This is a genomic window from Agrobacterium sp. GW821-FHT02D03 (assembly GCF_059421725.1).
Map to the genome: position 1 here is coordinate 90,535 of NZ_JBWKVN010000001.1, position 17,538 is coordinate 108,072.

Genomic DNA, 17,538 nt, shown 5'->3' on the forward strand with positions numbered 1-17,538 from the left:
CGAGGTGCCTGGGATAGATCACCAATCTCAGGGCCTGATGTAGAAGACCGTTCTCAACTGGCGCGTGTTGCGATCATCGCCGCGGTTCCCGCCAGGATGCCTGCTGCGGTGCGGTTGAGGATCGTCAAGGCACTTGGGCGCTTCAGCAATGCGCGGGCTTTGGAGGCCAGCAGAATATAGGGCAGCAATACCGCCATCAGAACGGTAAAGGTCAAGCCGATCAGAAGCGCATATTCGGGAAGGCCGATCCCGCGGATGTCGATCAGGGTCGGTACGAGCGCGACATAGAACAACATGGTCTTGGGATTGCCGAGCGTGATGAACAGACCGGACAGGAAGGACATGCCGATGCTGGTGCTTTTCTTCGCCTGCAAGTCCTGCGGCAGAAGCCCGGCGGTCCAAAGCTTCCAGGCGATGTAAAGCAGATAGGCGGCACCGGCGAATTTCAGCACCATGAAGGCTTCCTGAAAGGTCTGTGCGACGAAGGCAAGACCGAGGATGACCGCCGTCAGATAGACCATATCTCCCAGCACCAGACCAAGCCCCATGAAGAAGGTCTCGCGGAAACCCGAACCCAACGCGCGCGCAACGATCGCCGTCATTCCCGGGCCTGGAATGGCTGCAGCGATGAACAGGGCCATGGCATAGGCAAGGATGGTGGTGATGGTCATGGACATGTCCCCCTCGTCAGTCCGTCGAGACATACTCCAGAATTTGCCGCCTCACAACGTCGTGATGACTAGACACCGGTCGAGCCGAAGCCGCCCGCACCGCGCGTCGTCTCCGTGAACTCGCTGACCTCAGTAACCGTCACCTGCGTTACCGGCGCAATCACCATCTGGGCGATGCGCATGCCACGCTCGATAATGAAATCCGCCTGCCCGAGATTGGCGAGAATGACCTTCACCTCGCCGCGATAGTCGCTATCCACGGTGCCCGGCGAATTGAGGCAGGTGATGCCGTTCTTGATCGCAAGGCCGGAGCGTGGACGGATCTGCGCCTCATAGCCAAAGGGGACTTCGAAGATGAAACCGGTCGGCACCAGTGCTCGCTCACCGGGGCGGAGCGTCATCGTCTCGCCAGCCTCGACGGCAGCGCGAAGATCCATACCGGCGGCGCCTGTCGTCTCGTAGGACGGTAGCTCGATGCCTTCACCATTGGGAAGACGGATGAGTTTCAGGGCGGGAGATGGGGCGCTTTGCGTGTTCATGCGGCATTAGTTTGCGCTCGCGGGGTCAAGGTCAATTGCAAAAGCGGGCTCGAAACGCTAGATAGCCCGCAATTCCACAGGATTTGTTAGATGGCCGAAACACTTGCCGAGGCGGTCTCCCGCCGCCGCACCTTTGCTATTATCGCGCACCCGGATGCGGGTAAGACGACGCTGACCGAGAAGCTCTTGCTGTTCGGCGGAGCGATCCAGCTTGCCGGTGAGGTGAAGGCCAAGAAGGATCGCATCCAGACCCGTTCGGACTGGATGAAGATCGAGCGCGAGCGCGGCATCTCCGTCGTGACCTCGGTCATGACCTTCGAATATAACGACCGCGTCTTCAACATTCTCGATACGCCCGGTCACGAGGACTTCGCCGACGACACCTACCGTACGCTGACGGCCGTGGACGCTGCCATCATGGTCATCGATGCCGCCAAGGGTATCGAGCCGCGCACGCTGAAGCTTTTCGAAGTCTGCCGCATGCGCGACATTCCGATCATCACCTTCATCAACAAGATGGACCGTGAAAGCCGAGACGCCTTCGAGATTCTCGATGAGGTGGAAGAAAAGCTGGCGCTCGACACCGCACCGATCACCTGGCCGGTCGGGCGTTCGAAGACCTTCTGCGGTGCTTACAATCTCGCCGAAAACACCTTCCGCGGCAACGACACACAGATCGATGGTCTGCCGGTCAACGGTCCGCAGGCGGTTGCCGACAGGCTGCCTGAAAACGAGCGGGATGCCTTTATCGAAGAAACGGAACTGGCCATGGAAGCCTGCCGTCCCTTCGACCGTCAGGCGTTTCTCGAAGGCCACATGACACCGGTCTTCTTCGGCTCGGCGCTTCGCAACTTCGGTGTGCGCGATCTGATCAATGCGCTTGGCGATTTTGCTCCGCCGCCGCGCGATCAGGTGGCCGATACCCGCCTCGTCCACGCGGCGGAAGAAAAGATGACGGCCTTCGTCTTCAAGATCCAGGCCAATATGGACCCCAACCACCGCGACCGCATTGCCTTCGCCCGCATCTGCTCCGGCAAGCTGGAGCGCGGCATGAAGGCGCGCCTTGCACGCACCGGCAAACAGATGGGCCTCACCGCGCCGCAATTCTTCTTTGCCTCGCAACGCCAGCTGGCAGACACGGCCTATGCCGGTGACGTGGTGGGTATTCCCAACCACGGCACGTTGCGCATCGGCGATACGCTGACCGAAGGCGAGAACCTGGTCTTCCAGGGCGTGCCGAACTTCTCGCCGGAAATTCTGCGCCGTGTACGGCTTGAGGATGCGATGAAGGCGAAGAAGCTGAAGGAAGCGCTGCAGCAGATGGCCGAAGAAGGCGTCGTGCAGCTGTTTTCGCCCGAAGACGGTTCGCCAGCCATCGTCGGCGTTGTCGGCGCACTGCAGCTCGACGTGTTGAAGGAACGACTGATGGGCGAATACGGTCTGCCGGTCTCCTTCGAAATGTCGCGCTTCTCCATCTGCCGCTGGATTTCTTCCGACCAACCCGCGGAATTCGAGAAGTTTCTCAACGTCAAGCGCGGCGATATTGCCCGCGACCTCGACGGCGATCCGGTGTTTCTGGCGCAAGATGCGTTCTCGCTGCGTTACGAAGCGGAGCGCTTCCCGGCGATCAAGATGGTCGCCATCAAGGAATATCACGTCGCCAAGGCGGCGTGATTGCACTTTGCTTACCAACGGCTTCGAGCGCCATGCGTCTTCAAACGCATGACCCTCTCGCTCCCTTGAATAGACGCATCGTGCTTATCCGAAAATCGATTTCGATTTTCGGGCCGATGCTGTAGTTTCCCGTTCCAACGGGAAACTGGTCTTTGCGCATGGCTCTGTCGAACAAGCATATTCTGCTCATCATTTCCGGCGGCATTGCCGCCTATAAGAGCCTCGATCTCATCCGCCGGCTGAAAGAGCGCGGCGCGAAGGTGACGCCGGTGATGACCAGGGGCGCGCAGGAGTTCGTCACGCCGCTTGCCGTCGGGGCGCTTTCCGCCACGCATGTGTTCACTGAGCTTTTCTCCCGACAGGACGAGCAGGATGTCGGCCATATTCGGCTGGCACGCGATTGCGATCTTGTTCTGGTGGCACCCGCGACAGCCGATCTTCTGGCGAAGATGGCAAACGGGCTGGCGGACGATCTGGCCTCCACCGTTTTGCTGGCGACCGACCGACCTGTTCTGGTCGCGCCGGCAATGAACCCGAAAATGTGGGAAGCCAACCCTACCAAGCGCAACATTGCGACGCTGAAGAGCGACGGCATCGCCTTTATCGGTCCGATGGCAGGCGAGATGGCGGAAAAGGGCGAGGCTGGTGTGGGTCGGATGGCCGAGGCCCTGCAGATCGCCGAAGCCGTCGAGCACCTGATGGACGATGCGGCGAAGCCGCTGAAGGGCAAGACAGCCATCGTCACCTCCGGTCCCACGCGCGAGCCAATCGATCCCGTGCGATATATCGCCAACCGTTCATCCGGCCAGCAGGGTCACGCTATTGCTGCCGCCCTCGCTAAGCTTGGCGCGGAGGTGACGCTCGTCTCCGGTCCTGTGACGATCCCTGATCCGACTGGCGTGACGACCATTCATGTAGAGCGCGCCGAGGAAATGCGCGATGCCGTGCTCCGCAAGCTGCCGTCCGACATCGCCGTCTTCGTCGCTGCGGTGGCGGATTGGCGCGTCGCGAGTTCTTCGGAGCAAAAAATCAAGAAGCAGCCGGGTGACGCGCCGCCGGCGCTGCAACTGACCGAGAACCCCGATATCCTCAAAACCGTCGGCCACCACGAAAAACGCCCTCGCCTTGTCATCGGCTTTGCGGCGGAAACGCAGAATGTCGAGGACAATGGACGCGCCAAGCTTCAACGCAAGGGCGCCGACATGATCGTCGCCAATGATGTTTCAGCAGAGACCGGCATCATGGGGGGAGCACGCAACCAGGTGAAGATCATCTCTCAAACCGGTGTCGATGCCTGGCCGGACCTGTCCAAGACCGAGGTTGCCGAAAGGCTGGCGGCATTGATCGCAGAGAGATTGACATGAGCCTCTTCGACCGCAAGACTTTCGACGCGACACTTGGTGTCTGGCCGGGCGTGAGCTTCGTCGATCAGTGGGATTCGCATGTCGCCAAGGTCGGCGCCAAGGTGTTTGCGGTGCTCGGCGAACGGGACGACTGGCGGCTTGTCGTCAAATGCTCGGAAGAAAGCTTCGAGATCTTGACGTCGCTGGAAGGCATTGCCCAGGCACCCTATCTCGCCAAGCGCAAATGGGTGTCGATCAGCGATCATTCCCCGCTGGAAGGCGAAGAGCTTGAGCACTATCTGCGCCGCTCCTACGAACTCGTGGCGGCAGGGCTGACAAAGAAGCTGCGGGCAGAACTCGGAATCGTGCTGGATACGTAAGTCAGGCTCGGCCAATCCCTGCTGCGGCGTCATCCTCGCCCTTAAGGCGAGGATCCACGGCCACAAGCGCGGCTCTCAGCCCTTACGCACCGACCTGCGCAATCCAGTCATTGAGATTGTAGTAATTGGTCACGCGCGCGACCTTGCCATCCTTCAACTCGAAGAAGGCACCAGCCGGCAGAACATAGGTCTGGCCGTTTGCTTCGGGCAGACCTTCATCGGTCGCCAGGTACTCGCCATTGACCACGAATTCGGCAGAGGCGCGCTTGCCGTCTTCGCTGGCCATGATCACCATGTCGGTGAGGTTTTCCTTGTAGCAGCGGTTCATGTGCTGCATGAACGTGGCGAACACCTGCTTGCCGACCTGCCGCTCGCCCTGATTGATGTCATGCACCACATCATCGGTCAGGAGAGCAAGGAAGGCATCCATATCCTGGCGGTTGAAGGCATCGTAATAGGCGCGGATGGTTTCAATGGCGGACATGATCGGTCTCCCTCGAGGCTTGCACAGCATTTCCATGACGGTATAACCAAGGAAAATGCAGGTGAACATGCCCATGACCGTCGAAATCCGTTCCCTTTCCGGCATTGATGCCGCACCGTTCTTCGATGATCTGTCTCGGTTGCGCATCACCATCTTTCGCGCCTTCCCCTATCTTTACGACGGATCCTTCGATTACGAGCACACCTATCTTTCGACCTATGCGAAGGCTGAGGGTGCGGTGTTCGTGCTCGCGATGGATGGCGAAAAGATCGTAGGCATGTCGACGGGCATGCCGATGATTGCGGAAACGAATGAGGTGAAGGCACCTTTCCTGGCTGCCGGTCATGACCTCGAGAAAATCTTCTATTTCGGCGAAAGCGTGCTCATGCCCGAATACCGCGGCCATGGCCTAGGCGTGCGTTTCTTCGAGGAGCGCGAAGCGCATGCAAAACGCCTCGGCGGTTTCGAGTGGTGCACCTTCTGCGCAGTCGAACGCCCGACCGACCATCACCGCCAGCCTGCCGATTATGTGCCGTTGAACGACTTCTGGGCAAAGCGTGGCTATACCCATCACCCGGAGCTTCGAACCGCCTTCACATGGCAGGACCTGGATGAAGATGCAGAGAGCCCTAAAACTCTCTCCTTCTGGATGAAGAGGATTGCCGCATGACCAGGCTTGCCGCCTGCCAATATGCGATCGAGCTGATCGAGACCTGGGAGGACTATGCCAAGCATCTCGCTGCAATCGTAGCCGAGGCGAAGGCGAAAGGCGCGGAACTGCTTCTGCTGCCGGAATATTCCGCCATGGCGCTGACCGGGCAATTGCCGCCGGATGTACGCTCCGATCTGCACGGCTCGATCGAGGCGATGCAAAGCCTGATCCCCTCCTGGGTGGAGCTCTGCGAAGAACTGGCGCGGGAACATCAGATCCTGTTCCAGCCCGGCAGCGCGCCGGTGAAAGATGCCGATGGCAAGTTCCGCAATCGTGCCTGGCTGTTTGGTCCCGAAGGGCTGATCGGCTATCAGGACAAGCAGATCATGACGCGTTTCGAGCGCGAGCAATGGTTCATCGATGCGGGCATGGACGGTCTGAAAGCCTTCGATACCCCTATCGGCAAGCTCGGCATTTTGATCTGTTATGACAACGAATTCCCGATACTGGGTCGAAGGCTGGCGGAGATGGGCGTGGAACTGGTGCTGGCGCCGAGCTGCACGGACACACTGGCTGGCTCCTACCGGGTGCGGATCGGCGCACAGGCGCGCGCCCTGGAAAATCAGTTTGCCGTGCTCTCCTCCCCCACGGCCGGAGACGCGCCATGGTCGCCAGCGGTCGATGAAAATCGTGGACGTGCCGCCCTTTACGTTCCGTCCGACTACGGCATGCCGGCCAATGGCATCGTGGCGGAAAGCGAAAACGATGCGGTGAGTGAGAGCACGCTGCTGATCGTCGATATCGATCTCGCCGATGTAGCGCGTTTGCGCACACAAGGACAGGTCGCGACGCGGCGGGACTGGAGCGAGCAGTTCCCCGGCTGAAAAGCCGATTTCGCCGCCGCTTGCCGCCATAGAACAGCTTCCATTTGCCCGCGAAACCCTCTATAGCGCGGGGCATGAGCACCAATTCGACCCGTACGCCCCTCGACCATATCCGCAACTTCTCCATCGTCGCCCATATCGACCATGGCAAATCCACCCTTGCCGACCGGTTGATCCAGTCGACGGGCGGTCTTGCCGAGCGCGATATGTCCGAGCAGGTGCTGGACAATATGGATATCGAGCGTGAGCGCGGCATCACCATCAAGGCCCAGACCGTGCGCCTGCATTACAAGGCGAATAACGGCGAAATCTACGTGCTGAACCTCATCGACACGCCCGGCCATGTCGACTTCGCCTATGAAGTATCGCGGTCGCTATCGGCCTGCGAAGGCTCGCTTCTGGTGGTGGATGCCTCGCAGGGCGTGGAAGCGCAGACGCTTGCCAACGTCTATCAGGCGATCGACAACAATCACGAAATCGTCACTGTGCTCAACAAGATCGACCTCCCTGCTGCAGAGCCCGATCGCATCAAGGAACAGATCGAGGAAGTCATCGGCATCGATGCTTCCGAAGCCGTGATGATTTCGGCCAAGACCGGTCTTGGCATTCCCGATGTTCTGGAAGCCATCGTTCACAAGCTGCCAGCGCCCAAGAGCGAAGCTGGTGAAAAGGGCGCGCTTAAGGCGCTGCTCGTCGATAGCTGGTACGACACCTATCTCGGCGTCATGGTTCTGGTGCGCATCATCGATGGCGTGCTGACCAAGGGCCAGCAGATCCGCATGATGGGCTCTGGCGCCAAGTACACGATCGAGCGCGTCGGCGTTCTGACGCCGAAGATGCTTACCGTGGACAGCCTCGGACCTGGCGAAATCGGCTTTATCACCGCCTCGATCAAGGAAGTGGCCGACACGCGCGTCGGTGACACGATTACCGATGACAAGCGCCCGACGGAAAAGGCCCTGCCCGGTTTCAAGCCGGCCCAGCCGGTGGTGTTCTGCGGTCTCTTCCCGGTCGATGCGGCAGACTTCGAAGATCTGCGCGCCGCCGTCGGCAAGCTTCGCCTGAATGATGCGTCCTTCTCTTTCGAAATGGAAAGCTCCGCAGCCCTCGGCTTCGGCTTCCGTTGTGGCTTCCTTGGCCTTCTGCATCTGGAAATCATCCAGGAGCGTCTGGAGCGCGAGTTCAATCTCGACCTCGTCGCCACTGCCCCTTCGGTCGTCTACGAGATGACCCTGACGGATGGCACCGAGAAGGAACTTCACAACCCGGCGGACATGCCGGATGTGGTGAAGATCAAAGATATTCGCGAGCCCTGGATCAAGGCGACGATCATGACGCCGGATGAATATCTCGGTGGCATTTTGAAGCTTTGCCAGGACCGTCGCGGCATCCAGACGGAGCTGACCTATGTCGGCAACCGCGCCATGATCACCTATGAGCTGCCGCTCAACGAAGTGGTGTTCGACTTTTACGACCGCCTGAAGTCGATCTCCAAGGGCTATGCCTCCTTCGACTACAACATCATCGATTACCGCGAGGGCGATCTGGTGAAGATGTCGATCCTCGTCAATGGCGATCCGGTCGATGCGCTTTCAATGCTGGTTCACCGCTCGGCGGCGGACCGTCGCGGGCGCGGCATGTGCGAAAAGCTGAAGGAACTCATTCCGCCGCACATGTTCCAGATCCCGATCCAGGCCGCCATCGGCGGCAAGGTCATCGCGCGCGAAACCGTTCGCGCCCTGCGCAAGGACGTGACAGCCAAGTGCTACGGAGGCGACGCCACCCGCAAGCGCAAGCTGCTGGACAAGCAGAAGGAAGGCAAGAAGCGCATGCGCCAGTTTGGCAAGGTGGAGATCCCTCAGGAAGCCTTCATTGCCGCGCTGAAGATGAACGACGAATAAGCGCGTCATCGTTTCTGTTTAAAAAATCCCGGCTCATGGTCGGGATTTTTTTGTTTCATCGATCGCTATAGATCGGGAAACATCAGCGAACGGTGTGCCGCGGTGCCAGCCATTGCCCCGTCCCCAACCGCAAGTGCGACCGAACCGGCTGGGCGAGCGATGTCGCCGCAGGCGAAGACACCGCGCGTCGTTGTCTGCTTCATCGCATTGGTGCGAATGGTCATGCCCATCGGCGTTTCCTCAAAAGAGCAACCCAATGGCTCAATCCAGGATGCGGAGATCCGGAGCGTCGGTTGAGTGAAAAGCCCGTCCATTGCAAGCCTTCGTCCGTCGGTGAGAACAACATCCGCCTTACCGCCGATCTCCTGGATCGAACCCTCTTCCACCCTTGTGCCGCGCGCGGCCAGTTGGGCGCGCTGCTCCTGATCCGGCACGAATGCGCCATCGGTGAAGAGGGTCGTCGTCCCCCAATCGGGCAGCATCAATCCGTGATGAATGGCGAGCGCGGATGCAGCGATGACGCCGATCCGACCCTGGTTCAGCTCATAACCATGGCAATAGGGGCAATGAAATACGCTCTGCCCCCAGCGTTCATGCAAACCCGGTATTGGTGGCAAATCATCCGTGACACCTGCGGCGATGACGAGCCTTCGACCCGTCTTCCGCTCTCCTCCGTCAATCTCGACCTTGAAAGCATCGAAGGCGCCGCTGACATGTGCTGCAAGACCGTCGATCCAGTCGATCGTCTCATAGGCCTCAATCTGGCGACGGGCCTCGGCAATGATCTCCCCTGGCGCTTTTCCATCCTGACCGAGGAAGCCATGCGAGTGGCTGGCAAAGCGGTTGCGGCGCTTGCCCGCATCGATGACGAGAACGCGTCGGCGCGCCCGCCCAAGCTGGAGCGCGGCGGAAAGGCCCGCATAACTTCCTCCGATAATGATGACATCATAGGTCATGGCATGGACTCCCTCTCTAAAACAGTTTCGTAACTTATATTGTTACGTGAAATGGGGAGTCAATATCATGTAACTCTGATTGTTACGTTTTTATTTGAGTGATACGGTTCGGGATGGAGATCCGATGAGACAAGATACCCGCCTATCACGAGTGCTGCATGTGCTGATCCATATGGAAAAGCATGAGAAACCAGCGACATCCGACGCAATCGCTGCCATGTTGCAGACCAACCCGGTGGTCGTCCGGCGCACCATGGCGGGCCTGCGTGATGCTGGCTATGTCACGTCGGAAAAAGGCCATGGCGGCGGCTGGGTTCTGGCGCGACCGCTCGCGGAGATCACGCTTCTCGATATCCACAAAGCGCTCGGAAACCCCGAAATGTTTTCGATCGGCCTTTCGGGGGACAATCCGGCCTGCGTCATAGAACAGTCGGTCAACGTCGCACTGGCGGATGCCATGACAGAAGCGCAAGCGCTCTTGCTCGACCGTTTTGGTAAGATCACGCTTGCCGATCTCGCCCGTGAATCCTTCAACCGATGGGCTCAGTCGGGTCACAAGCCGTCGGCGATGGAGGACTTCTAACAAAGAAAAGCCGCCTGCCTATCGGCAAGCGGCTCTCTCGAGTTACGTCAGTGACGATTACGGCTGTGTCGACGTGCCGTTGGTGTTCGGCGAAGCCGGAGCAGCGCCATTCGCTGGCGGCGTTGCTGGAGCCGTTGGCGTCATCGGTGCCGGGGCTGGTGCCTGATCGCTGACAGCTGGCGGCGTCGTGGACGACGTCGTGGTCGGGTCTGTGGTGGACGGGCTGCTCATCTGCATCCAGATGAAACCGCCGACGAGCAGAACGACGATAATGGCTGCCCACGGTGCCCAGACAGCGGACTTGCGATGGGTTTCGGGCGTTGTGCGCAGTTCAGGGCGGTCCGGACGAAGGTTCGGGTCGCGGGGCAGATTTGGGTCAAAAGTCATGGTGTTTTCTCCTCTTCCAATGCGAAGAAAATGCACGTCTGCGTGAATGGTTCCTAAAATGCCAAAAAACGTAACAGTCAGCGCCTCGCCAGCTTGATAGCTCTCTCGATAATATTAGCGAATTGCGGGTGATCGCACTGCGACACATTAAAGCGCATGAAGCTTGAGGCCGTGTCCAACTGGCTGAACACATTGCCGGGTGCAAGGACCATATTCTCGGCAAGCGCGTGGCGCGCCACGTCGGCAGCATCCACCCCTGAAGGAAGCCGGCACCAGAGGAATATGCCCGCCTGCGGCTCTATCCATGGCTCGATGCCCAGCTGTCGCAAGCTCGATATCAGGCTCGCTCTCGCTTTTGAAAGCCTCGCCTTCAACGCTTCCATATGCCGGCGGTAGCTTCCGTCTTTCAAGACTTCCAGCACCAGAGCCTCGGACATCTGGCTGCCGGCGAAATTGGAGGCGATCTTCATGTCGACCAACGGGTCCAGCCATTCCTTGCGCGTGACGACGTAGCCGCATCGGGCCGAGGCCGAGAGAGCCTTTGAGAAGCTTCCGATCTGGATGACGCGGTTCAGCGCATCGAAGGCGGCAAGGCGCGGCGCTTTGGTGATCTCGAAGTCGGCAAAAATATCGTCTTCGATAATCGTCAGGCCCGCACGCTCCGACAGCATCAGTAGACGATGGGCGTTGACGGGAGAGAGAACGGCACCGGTCGGGTTGTGGATCGCCGAATTGGTGATGTAGAGCCTTGGACGATGCTCTTCCAACGCCTGCTCGAACAGGGTGACATCTGGCCCATCTGCCGTGTAGGGCACCCCGATCACCTTGACCCGGTGGGCGCGCAGCAGGGCATGGAAATTGAAGTAGCATGGGTCGTCGACCAACACGGTTTGGCCGGGCTCCAACAGGAAGCGGCAGACCATGTCGATCGCCTGTGTTCCGGAATCCACCAGCAGGATTTGATCGGCCCCGACGACCAGACCGGATTCGGCCATTCGCCGCGCCAGAAGCTGGCGCAGCGGAAGCAGCCCGAGCGGCGTCCCGTAATCCGTCAGAACGTCGGTATTGGCGCGCGAGAGCGTGCGGAGCGCCTTGCGCAACGCTTCTTCCGGCATCCATGAGGGCGGCAGCCATCCGCAGCCGGGCATGGCAAAACCCAGTCCGCCTTCCAGTGCCAGTCGGGATACCCAGAAGGGATCGACTTGTCTGTCGAGCTTCGGCCCGATCTCCGCAAGCGAAAGCGGCGCCAGTTGACTGGCCACATAAAAGCCGGATCCCGGACGTGAGCGGATGGCCCCCTCCGCGACCAGCCTCTCATAGGCTTCCACCACGGTGGAAGTGGAGACGGTGAGGCCTTTTGCCAGCGCTCTGACGGAGGGAAGTTTCGCGCCCGGCGTCAATAGGCGCGCGGCGATGCGGCGACGGATTTCCCCCATCACCGCATCGATACGGGGCGATGCACTCTCCACTCGCCTTGGCGCCAGATCCATCTGTCCTGCTCATCCAACCATAACAGTTTTGCCGAACTGTATGTGACTGTTTCTGGCGGCGCCAGGGATTTCGCGACATAGAGCTCAAAAAGGAGTGACGACATGAACAAGGTGTCGAGCGGCTGGTTGAGCGGCTTTATCGGAGTATTGATTTTCAGCGGATCGCTGCCAGCCACACGCCTTGCGGTGACGGGTTTCGATCCCCTCTTCCTGACACTCGCTCGCGCCAGTATCGCCGGGCTGCTGGGGGCGGCACTTCTTCTTGCTTTTCGCCAGGCAAGGCCGGCGCGAAACGACCTGGTATCGCTCACGATCGTTTCACTCGGCGTTGTCGTCGGCTTTCCGCTTTTAACCGCGCTTGCGCTGAAGCACGTCACGTCTGCCCACTCGATTGTGTTTATCGGCCTTCTTCCCCTCGCTACCGCGATCTTTGCGGTGCTGCGTGGCGGTGAGCGGCCCCGCCTGGCCTTCTGGCTGTTCTCCTGCCTTGGCAGCCTGCTGGTTGCGGGCTTCGCTCTCAGCCTCAATGGCGAGGGAAATCTGACCGGCGACCTGCTGATGGTCGCAGCGGTTCTTGTTTGTGGCTTGGGTTATGCGGAAGGTGCCGCGCTTTCGCGCCGGCTTGGTGGCTGGCAGGTAATTTCCTGGGCGCTGGTCATTTCATTGCCGGTCATGTTGCCGCTGGCGCTTTTCTCCATGCCCTCCACATGGAGCGGCATTGCCGCAACGGCCTGGGGCGGATTGGCTTATGTCTCGCTTTTCAGCATGCTGATCGGCTTCATCTTCTGGTATCGCGGATTGGCGCTCGGCGGGATCGCAGCCGTCGGTCAACTCCAACTGCTGCAACCCTTTTTCGGGCTGTTGTTGGCTGCCACATTGCTCGGCGAGCCCGTTAGCCTCGCCATGCTGGCAGTCACGCTCGGCGTGGTCGCCTGCGTGGCGGGCGCGCGGAAGTTTGCGAAATAGACAGGAGGATCAACCGTTACCGCCGCGACCGATCCAGCGGTGCCAGTCCTCTTCTCTGCCGTTGAAGACATTGAGATCGATCTTGCCTTCGACGCCATGCGAAAGTCCGGAACCGGAATATTGCCAGAACAGCCACTTGCGGTCCGGATAGACGCGCGACGGATGCTGGGCCACTGCACGCAGCCAGAAGGGGTAGTCGCGCAGCTCGCCGGACAGGTGGTCCTTGTAGAAATCCGGTGCGGTATAGATGATCGGGCGCTTGCCGTAATGGCGCTCGAGCCTGTCCATGAAGACCTGCATCTTTTCCAGCACCTGGGCGCGGGAAAGACGCATCTTGCAGGAGGATTCGCCGTTATATTCGACGTCGATCACCGGCGGCAGCGCGTCGGGATCCCTCGGCACGTTGCGAATGAACCAGTCCGCCTGATGGCTTGCCGGACGGCACCAATAGAAGAAGTGATAAGCGCCGCGGCGAACACCCGCCGCCTTTGCGCGCTCCCAATTCGTCCGGAACATCGGGTCCAGATGGTCACCGCCATCGGTTGCCTTGATGAAGGCGAAGTTGGCGCCGCGCGTTCTCAAGCGCTCCCAGTCGATATTGGCCTGCCAGCGCGAGACATCGACGCCGTGAACTTCAAAATGTTTCGGCTGAACCCTGCCGAAATTGATCGGCTTGGCGTCGGAAAACGCCGGACGAAATACGCGCGAGCGCGCGGACGATCCCGCACTCATGGCAACGCTGCCAGCCATCGCCAGTTGGACCGGCCTATCCTGAGGAAGATTGACGCGGGCTTGCGGAACGACGGGAGGTGCTATGATCGGTTCTGGCCGCTGCTGCGTCGACATCTGCTTGTCAACGGCCGCGAAAGCGGGCGAGCCCGCCGGCATCGGTCCGCCCCATGCCAGGACTTCCTGATGCTGCTTGGTGTTGAGAGCCACTCTCTGATCGCTCTGTCCCACGCTGGCCTGCGGAACGGGGGCGGAAGGCGTAACGGAATTCGTCACCTCCTTCGAAGGCAGACCCGCCACCAAGGCGTCCGGCCCGGAATTGGAGGTACAGCCCGTGAGAGATAGGCAGGCGAGAACAAAAGCTGGCACTGTCGATCGACGCATGTGAACCCGTACGCAAAACAAAATCGGGACATGCGCAACTGCCGCCGGTCCTGATAACCAAAAGGTATGACTAACGGGAAATTATCAAAAAAGACTGAATCCAATCTTTACGACAGGACGAGGCTTATGCGGGTAAAAAGGGGCATGTCTCAACTTTGCGTGAGGAGCCGGTAGGTTTAAAGGATGACAGCCGGTTCCGCTACCGTCAGTTGCCCATCAGAATATCGAGAAGCGTCGTCTGCTTTGGCCCGTTCTGTCGCGGTGGTGCGCCTCCGCCGATATCCGCAGGCGGTACCGGTCCACCTGATTGCTGAGGCGGATAGGCTTGCTGCGGATACTCCGACGGTGGTGCTGGCACCGTGCCTGCGGTTTGCTCCGCACCCACGGGTGCGGGCGGATAATCCGTCGGTGTTGGGGCAGAGCCGCCGCCCAGCGCATTGGAGATGATATCGCCGATCGTCGCTGGAGCCTGCGGGCTTTGCGCCATGGGTTGGCCGATTTCCTGCCCGCCATAGGCACCCAGTCCGAAAAGCGGTGATGGCGACAGGCCACTATGGGCTGCCGTCATGAATTCCTTCCACGCCTTGGCCGGCAAGCCGCCGCCCGTCACCTTCTTCATCGACGTGCCGTCATCATTGCCGAACCAGACACCGGTGGTCAGCTGGCTGGTGTAGCCGACGAAAAGCGCATCCCGGAAAGACTGCGTCGTGCCGGATTTGCCGGCCGCCTGCCAACCTTTGAGACGCGCAGCCCTGCCGGTGCCCTCATTGATGACGCCCGTCAGCATGCCGTTCATCGTCGCGGCGATGCCCTCATCCAGAACGCGGGGCGGATTGTCGTATTTATTCTCGTATAGAACCTTGCCGTCGGCATCGGTGATGCGCTTGACGATATGGGGCGTTGCTTTGAAACCGCCATTCATCATCGGCGCATAGGCCGAGGTCAGCTCCAGCAACGACACTTCGGACGTGCCGAGCGCAATCGAGGCATTGGCCTGAAGGTCGGATTCAATGCCCATCCGGTGCGCTACCTGCGTAACCTTGTTGGGACCGACTTCCATGACGAGTTGGGCGGCAATCGTGTTTAGCGAATTGGCGATTGCGGTGGCAAGCGTCACTTCGCCGCGATATTTCTGATCGTAATTTTCCGGCGTCCAGTTGCCGATCCGGACCGGCGCATCGTTACGCACCGAGTTAGGCGTCAAGCCGGATTCGAGAGCGGCAATATAAACGAAGGGCTTGAAGGCGGAGCCCGGCTGGCGCTTCGCCTTGGTGGCGCGGTTGAACTGGCTTTCGGCATAGTCGGCACCGCCGACGACGGCGCGGACAGCACCCGAGCCGTCCATCGATACGAGCGCGGCCTGTGACGCTCCGAGCTTCTTGCCTTCGCTCTTCAGCACGTCGTTGAGCGCCTTCTCGGCATCCTTCTCAAGATTGAGGTCGATCGTGGTGTCGATCGTCAGATCCTGCTTAACGTCGCCGATCAGGCTTTTGACCTCATCCATGACCATATCGGCCGCGTAGTGCTCCGCACCCGACCAGAAGCGCTTCGCCTTGGTGGGCGGCTGGGACATGGCGGTCTTGATCTCGTCTTCCGAGATGAAGCCGACATCACGCATGGACTGCAGTACCACCTGCGCACGCTCTTCTGCCGCTTGCGGGTCACGCGCTGGAGACAGACGCGATGGCGCTTTCAAGAGCCCTGCCAGCATTGCGGCTTCACCAAGGTTCACGTCACGTGCCGACTTGTTGAAGTATCGACGCGAGGCGGCCTCGACGCCATAGGCGTTCGAACCGAAATAGACGCGGTTCAGATACATCGCGAGGATCTGGTCCTTGGTGTATTTCTGCTCCAGCCAGATGGCGAGCAGCGCTTCCTGGATCTTGCGCTCCAGCGTCTGCTCCGGAGAGAGGAACAGGTTCTTGGCCAATTGCTGCGTCAGGGTCGAGCCGCCCTGAACTGTGCGACCATGCAGAAGATTGGTGACCACAGCGCGCCCGAGGCCCAACGGATCGACGCCGAAATGGGAGTAGAAACGCCGATCCTCGATGGCAATCACCGCCTGCGGGATATAGGGAGACATGTCCTCAAGCGACAAAGCCTCACCGCCCGTCGTGCCTCTATTGGCCAGAACCGTGCCATCGACGGCGACGATCTTCAGGTTCGGCGGACGTTCGGGAATGGCCCATGTGCTGGCGCTCGGCATGCGCGCGCCATAATAGATGACGACGCCAGCCACCGCGATGCCGCCCCATATGCCAAGCACGATGCACCAGTAGAAAATCCTGCGGAAAAAGCCGGTAATGCCGCCGCGCTCGCGCGCCTCACGTCTTGATTTCGATTTCGAAGGCTTGCTTCCGCGCTTTTTCGGCGGCGGTGCATCGGAAGGACCAGACTTCCGGCCACCACCATTGGTGCCGGCAACGCGATCACTGGCATCAAGACGCAGGTCGTCGCCGGAATCGTGAAAATCCCCAAAAGAAGGTTCAACTCTCTGGCGTGATTTTCCACTACCTGCCATCTGTCAGAAACTGCTCCGTGATCATGATGCCGCGACGGACATGCTGTCATTCAACACATGTCCCGTTGAAGCTTAAATGCGGCGATTTAAGGTGGCGTTAAGGCGCAGAGCCCCTCACATTGGCGTCACCGCGCCCCGCCTTACTGGCAGACGTCGACCCATTCGGCCTTTGTCAATTGCACCAGCCGCTCGGGCGAGATGCGCACAGCGGCATTGATGGCACCCGCCGCAGGAACGACCTCGGCGTAATTCTTCAGCGACACATCGCAATAGACCGGTAGATCGTATGGCAGGCCAAAAGGGCAGACGCCACCAACGGGATGGCTCGTCACCTCAACCACCTCTTCGGCACCCAGCATGCGCGGCTTTGCAGCAAATCGATCCCGGAATTTGCGATTGTCGAGCCGCTTCATGCCAGCCGTCACCACCAGCAGAATGGTATCACCCGCCTTGAGGCAAATGGTCTTGGCAATCTGATCGGGATCGACGCCATGCGCTTCGGCTGCCAGCGCCACTGTCGCGGAACTGGTCTCGGTCTCCAGTACCTTGATCTCTGGGGCATGGGTTGCGAAAAAATCTTGGACGGAACGAAGGCTCATGCGCAATCTTTAGGCGCACTTGGTGCTGAAGGCAATGGGATGGACCATAGCTATGCATCTTACGCAATGCTGCGCTGCAATGATATGTCTGTTCTCGAACGGGAACTCCTGTATCTTACAAGCATCGAAGCGACGCACTCCTCCTCCCAGCGTCGCCCGATTGGACTGACAGCACTCCTCCTCCCAGTTGTCAGTCAGTTTTAAAAACCCGGCGCACCTCCTCCCGCGCCGGGTTTTTTATTGCCTGAATGGCAACCTCCCTCACGCACACCATCATTCGACGCGCCGGAATTTCGTCTTGAAGAGCGCGATTTTGTCCTTGCGCGTTCAGAGTGCTGCCGAAGGCTCTACTGAAAATCGTCCGTGAGATTTGTCGCAAAACCATGCTTGAGGGA

Annotated in this window: 17 protein-coding genes; 8 read left to right on the forward strand and 9 right to left on the reverse strand. The window is 59.7% G+C overall.

Annotated elements, in window-relative coordinates; translation table 11 throughout:
- Window positions 1-53: 53 nt before the first annotated feature.
- Window positions 54-671: a LysE family translocator gene (locus AC07U5_RS00440; protein WP_062599623.1), complete on the reverse strand. Its 618-nt coding sequence runs from the start codon at window positions 669-671 to the stop codon at window positions 54-56.
- A 68-nt stretch (window positions 672-739) separates the two neighbouring features.
- Window positions 740-1,210 carry a dUTP diphosphatase gene (gene dut / locus AC07U5_RS00445; protein WP_130977055.1) on the reverse strand — a complete coding sequence of 157 codons (471 nt, stop codon included), beginning with the start codon at window positions 1,208-1,210 and terminating at the stop codon, window positions 740-742.
- Window positions 1,211-1,300: 90 nt separating this feature from the next.
- On the opposite strand from dut, the gene AC07U5_RS00450 reads away from it, so the two are divergent.
- The 3 genes from AC07U5_RS00450 to AC07U5_RS00460 all read left to right on the forward strand — a co-directional run bounded on the left by AC07U5_RS00450 (window position 1,301) and on the right by AC07U5_RS00460 (window position 4,607).
- Window positions 1,301-2,884: a peptide chain release factor 3 gene (locus AC07U5_RS00450; RefSeq protein WP_062599134.1), complete on the forward strand. Its 1,584-nt coding sequence runs from the start codon at window positions 1,301-1,303 to the stop codon at window positions 2,882-2,884.
- 158 nt (window positions 2,885-3,042) lie between these two features.
- Window positions 3,043-4,248 (forward strand): bifunctional phosphopantothenoylcysteine decarboxylase/phosphopantothenate--cysteine ligase CoaBC, encoded by a 1,206-nt coding sequence (gene coaBC / locus AC07U5_RS00455; RefSeq protein WP_494722007.1) that lies wholly within the window; start codon window positions 3,043-3,045, stop codon window positions 4,246-4,248.
- On the forward strand, window positions 4,245-4,607 hold the full coding sequence (locus AC07U5_RS00460) for an MmcQ/YjbR family DNA-binding protein (RefSeq protein WP_494722008.1): 363 nt from the start codon (window positions 4,245-4,247) through the stop codon (window positions 4,605-4,607). The genes coaBC and AC07U5_RS00460 overlap by 4 nt, the downstream gene beginning before the upstream one ends.
- Window positions 4,608-4,689: 82 nt before the next feature.
- On the opposite strand, the gene AC07U5_RS00465 is transcribed toward AC07U5_RS00460, so the two are convergent.
- Window positions 4,690-5,091, reverse strand: coding sequence for a ketosteroid isomerase-related protein (locus tag AC07U5_RS00465; RefSeq protein WP_062443214.1), 402 nt, complete (start codon window positions 5,089-5,091; stop codon window positions 4,690-4,692).
- A gap of 73 nt (window positions 5,092-5,164) precedes the next feature.
- Between AC07U5_RS00465 and AC07U5_RS00470 the strand changes: the two genes are divergently transcribed.
- The 3 genes from AC07U5_RS00470 (at window position 5,165) to lepA (ending at window position 8,528) form a co-directional block, all read left to right on the forward strand.
- Window positions 5,165-5,761, forward strand: coding sequence for a GNAT family N-acetyltransferase (locus AC07U5_RS00470; RefSeq protein WP_494723227.1), 597 nt, complete (start codon window positions 5,165-5,167; stop codon window positions 5,759-5,761).
- The gene (locus tag AC07U5_RS00475) at window positions 5,758-6,627 is read left to right on the forward strand and encodes a carbon-nitrogen hydrolase family protein (protein WP_494722009.1); all 870 of its coding nucleotides are present in this window, start codon (window positions 5,758-5,760) and stop codon (window positions 6,625-6,627) included. Before AC07U5_RS00470 ends, AC07U5_RS00475 begins: the two co-directional genes overlap by 4 nt.
- Before the next feature lie 62 nt (window positions 6,628-6,689).
- A complete protein-coding gene (gene lepA, locus AC07U5_RS00480; protein WP_062427323.1) occupies window positions 6,690-8,528 on the forward strand; it encodes a translation elongation factor 4 in 1,839 nt (612 codons plus the stop codon).
- Window positions 8,529-8,593: 65 nt separating this feature from the next.
- On the opposite strand, the gene AC07U5_RS00485 is transcribed toward lepA, so the two are convergent.
- Complete coding sequence (locus AC07U5_RS00485; RefSeq protein ID WP_494722010.1) at window positions 8,594-9,484, reverse strand: NAD(P)/FAD-dependent oxidoreductase; 891 nt, start codon at window positions 9,482-9,484, stop codon at window positions 8,594-8,596.
- Between the two features lie 124 nt (window positions 9,485-9,608).
- Between AC07U5_RS00485 and AC07U5_RS00490 the strand changes: the two genes are divergently transcribed.
- Window positions 9,609-10,067: an Rrf2 family transcriptional regulator gene (locus AC07U5_RS00490; RefSeq protein ID WP_494722011.1), complete on the forward strand. Its 459-nt coding sequence runs from the start codon at window positions 9,609-9,611 to the stop codon at window positions 10,065-10,067.
- A 57-nt stretch (window positions 10,068-10,124) separates the two neighbouring features.
- Here AC07U5_RS00490 and AC07U5_RS00495 read toward each other — a convergent pair whose 3' ends face one another.
- Window positions 10,125-10,454 carry a hypothetical protein gene (locus AC07U5_RS00495; RefSeq protein WP_494722012.1) on the reverse strand — a complete coding sequence of 110 codons (330 nt, stop codon included), beginning with the start codon at window positions 10,452-10,454 and terminating at the stop codon, window positions 10,125-10,127.
- Window positions 10,455-10,531: 77 nt separating this feature from the next.
- The gene (locus AC07U5_RS00500; protein WP_494722013.1) at window positions 10,532-11,944 is read right to left on the reverse strand and encodes an aminotransferase-like domain-containing protein; all 1,413 of its coding nucleotides are present in this window, start codon (window positions 11,942-11,944) and stop codon (window positions 10,532-10,534) included.
- A gap of 102 nt (window positions 11,945-12,046) precedes the next feature.
- Here AC07U5_RS00500 and AC07U5_RS00505 point away from each other — a divergent pair, with 102 nt between their 5' ends.
- Window positions 12,047-12,910 carry a DMT family transporter gene (locus tag AC07U5_RS00505; RefSeq protein WP_494722014.1) on the forward strand — a complete coding sequence of 288 codons (864 nt, stop codon included), beginning with the start codon at window positions 12,047-12,049 and terminating at the stop codon, window positions 12,908-12,910.
- A 9-nt stretch (window positions 12,911-12,919) separates the two neighbouring features.
- Here the strand turns inward: AC07U5_RS00505 and AC07U5_RS00510 are convergent, their stop codons facing one another.
- The 3 genes from AC07U5_RS00510 to AC07U5_RS00520 all read right to left on the reverse strand — a co-directional run bounded on the left by AC07U5_RS00510 (window position 12,920) and on the right by AC07U5_RS00520 (window position 17,143).
- Window positions 12,920-14,023 (reverse strand): glycoside hydrolase family 25 protein, encoded by a 1,104-nt coding sequence (locus AC07U5_RS00510; RefSeq protein WP_494722015.1) that lies wholly within the window; start codon window positions 14,021-14,023, stop codon window positions 12,920-12,922.
- 205 nt (window positions 14,024-14,228) lie between these two features.
- Window positions 14,229-16,544 (reverse strand): transglycosylase domain-containing protein, encoded by a 2,316-nt coding sequence (locus tag AC07U5_RS00515; RefSeq protein WP_494722016.1) that lies wholly within the window; start codon window positions 16,542-16,544, stop codon window positions 14,229-14,231.
- A gap of 140 nt (window positions 16,545-16,684) precedes the next feature.
- The gene (locus tag AC07U5_RS00520; RefSeq protein WP_494722017.1) at window positions 16,685-17,143 is read right to left on the reverse strand and encodes a YbaK/EbsC family protein; all 459 of its coding nucleotides are present in this window, start codon (window positions 17,141-17,143) and stop codon (window positions 16,685-16,687) included.
- Window positions 17,144-17,538 lie beyond the last annotated feature (395 nt).

Bases quoted from the DNA above. Each gene is read 5' to 3' on its own strand.
- AC07U5_RS00440 (WP_062599623.1), bottom strand. From the start codon at position 671: ATGACCATCACCACCATCCTTGCCTATGCCATGGCCCTGTTCATCGCT.
- dut (WP_130977055.1), bottom strand. From the start codon at position 1,210: ATGAACACGCAAAGCGCCCCATCTCCCGCCCTGAAACTCATCCGTCTT.
- AC07U5_RS00450 (WP_062599134.1), top strand. From the start codon at position 1,301: ATGGCCGAAACACTTGCCGAGGCGGTCTCCCGCCGCCGCACCTTTGCT.
- coaBC (WP_494722007.1), top strand. From the start codon at position 3,043: ATGGCTCTGTCGAACAAGCATATTCTGCTCATCATTTCCGGCGGCATT.
- AC07U5_RS00460 (WP_494722008.1), top strand. From the start codon at position 4,245: ATGAGCCTCTTCGACCGCAAGACTTTCGACGCGACACTTGGTGTCTGG.
- AC07U5_RS00465 (WP_062443214.1), bottom strand. From the start codon at position 5,091: ATGTCCGCCATTGAAACCATCCGCGCCTATTACGATGCCTTCAACCGC.
- AC07U5_RS00470 (WP_494723227.1), top strand. From the start codon at position 5,165: ATGACCGTCGAAATCCGTTCCCTTTCCGGCATTGATGCCGCACCGTTC.
- AC07U5_RS00475 (WP_494722009.1), top strand. From the start codon at position 5,758: ATGACCAGGCTTGCCGCCTGCCAATATGCGATCGAGCTGATCGAGACC.
- AC07U5_RS00485 (WP_494722010.1), bottom strand. From the start codon at position 9,484: ATGACCTATGATGTCATCATTATCGGAGGAAGTTATGCGGGCCTTTCC.
- AC07U5_RS00490 (WP_494722011.1), top strand. From the start codon at position 9,609: ATGAGACAAGATACCCGCCTATCACGAGTGCTGCATGTGCTGATCCAT.
- AC07U5_RS00495 (WP_494722012.1), bottom strand. From the start codon at position 10,454: ATGACTTTTGACCCAAATCTGCCCCGCGACCCGAACCTTCGTCCGGAC.
- AC07U5_RS00500 (WP_494722013.1), bottom strand. From the start codon at position 11,944: ATGGATCTGGCGCCAAGGCGAGTGGAGAGTGCATCGCCCCGTATCGAT.
- AC07U5_RS00505 (WP_494722014.1), top strand. From the start codon at position 12,047: ATGAACAAGGTGTCGAGCGGCTGGTTGAGCGGCTTTATCGGAGTATTG.
- AC07U5_RS00510 (WP_494722015.1), bottom strand. From the start codon at position 14,023: ATGCGTCGATCGACAGTGCCAGCTTTTGTTCTCGCCTGCCTATCTCTC.
- AC07U5_RS00515 (WP_494722016.1), bottom strand. From the start codon at position 16,544: ATGGCAGGTAGTGGAAAATCACGCCAGAGAGTTGAACCTTCTTTTGGG.
- AC07U5_RS00520 (WP_494722017.1), bottom strand. From the start codon at position 17,143: ATGAGCCTTCGTTCCGTCCAAGATTTTTTCGCAACCCATGCCCCAGAG.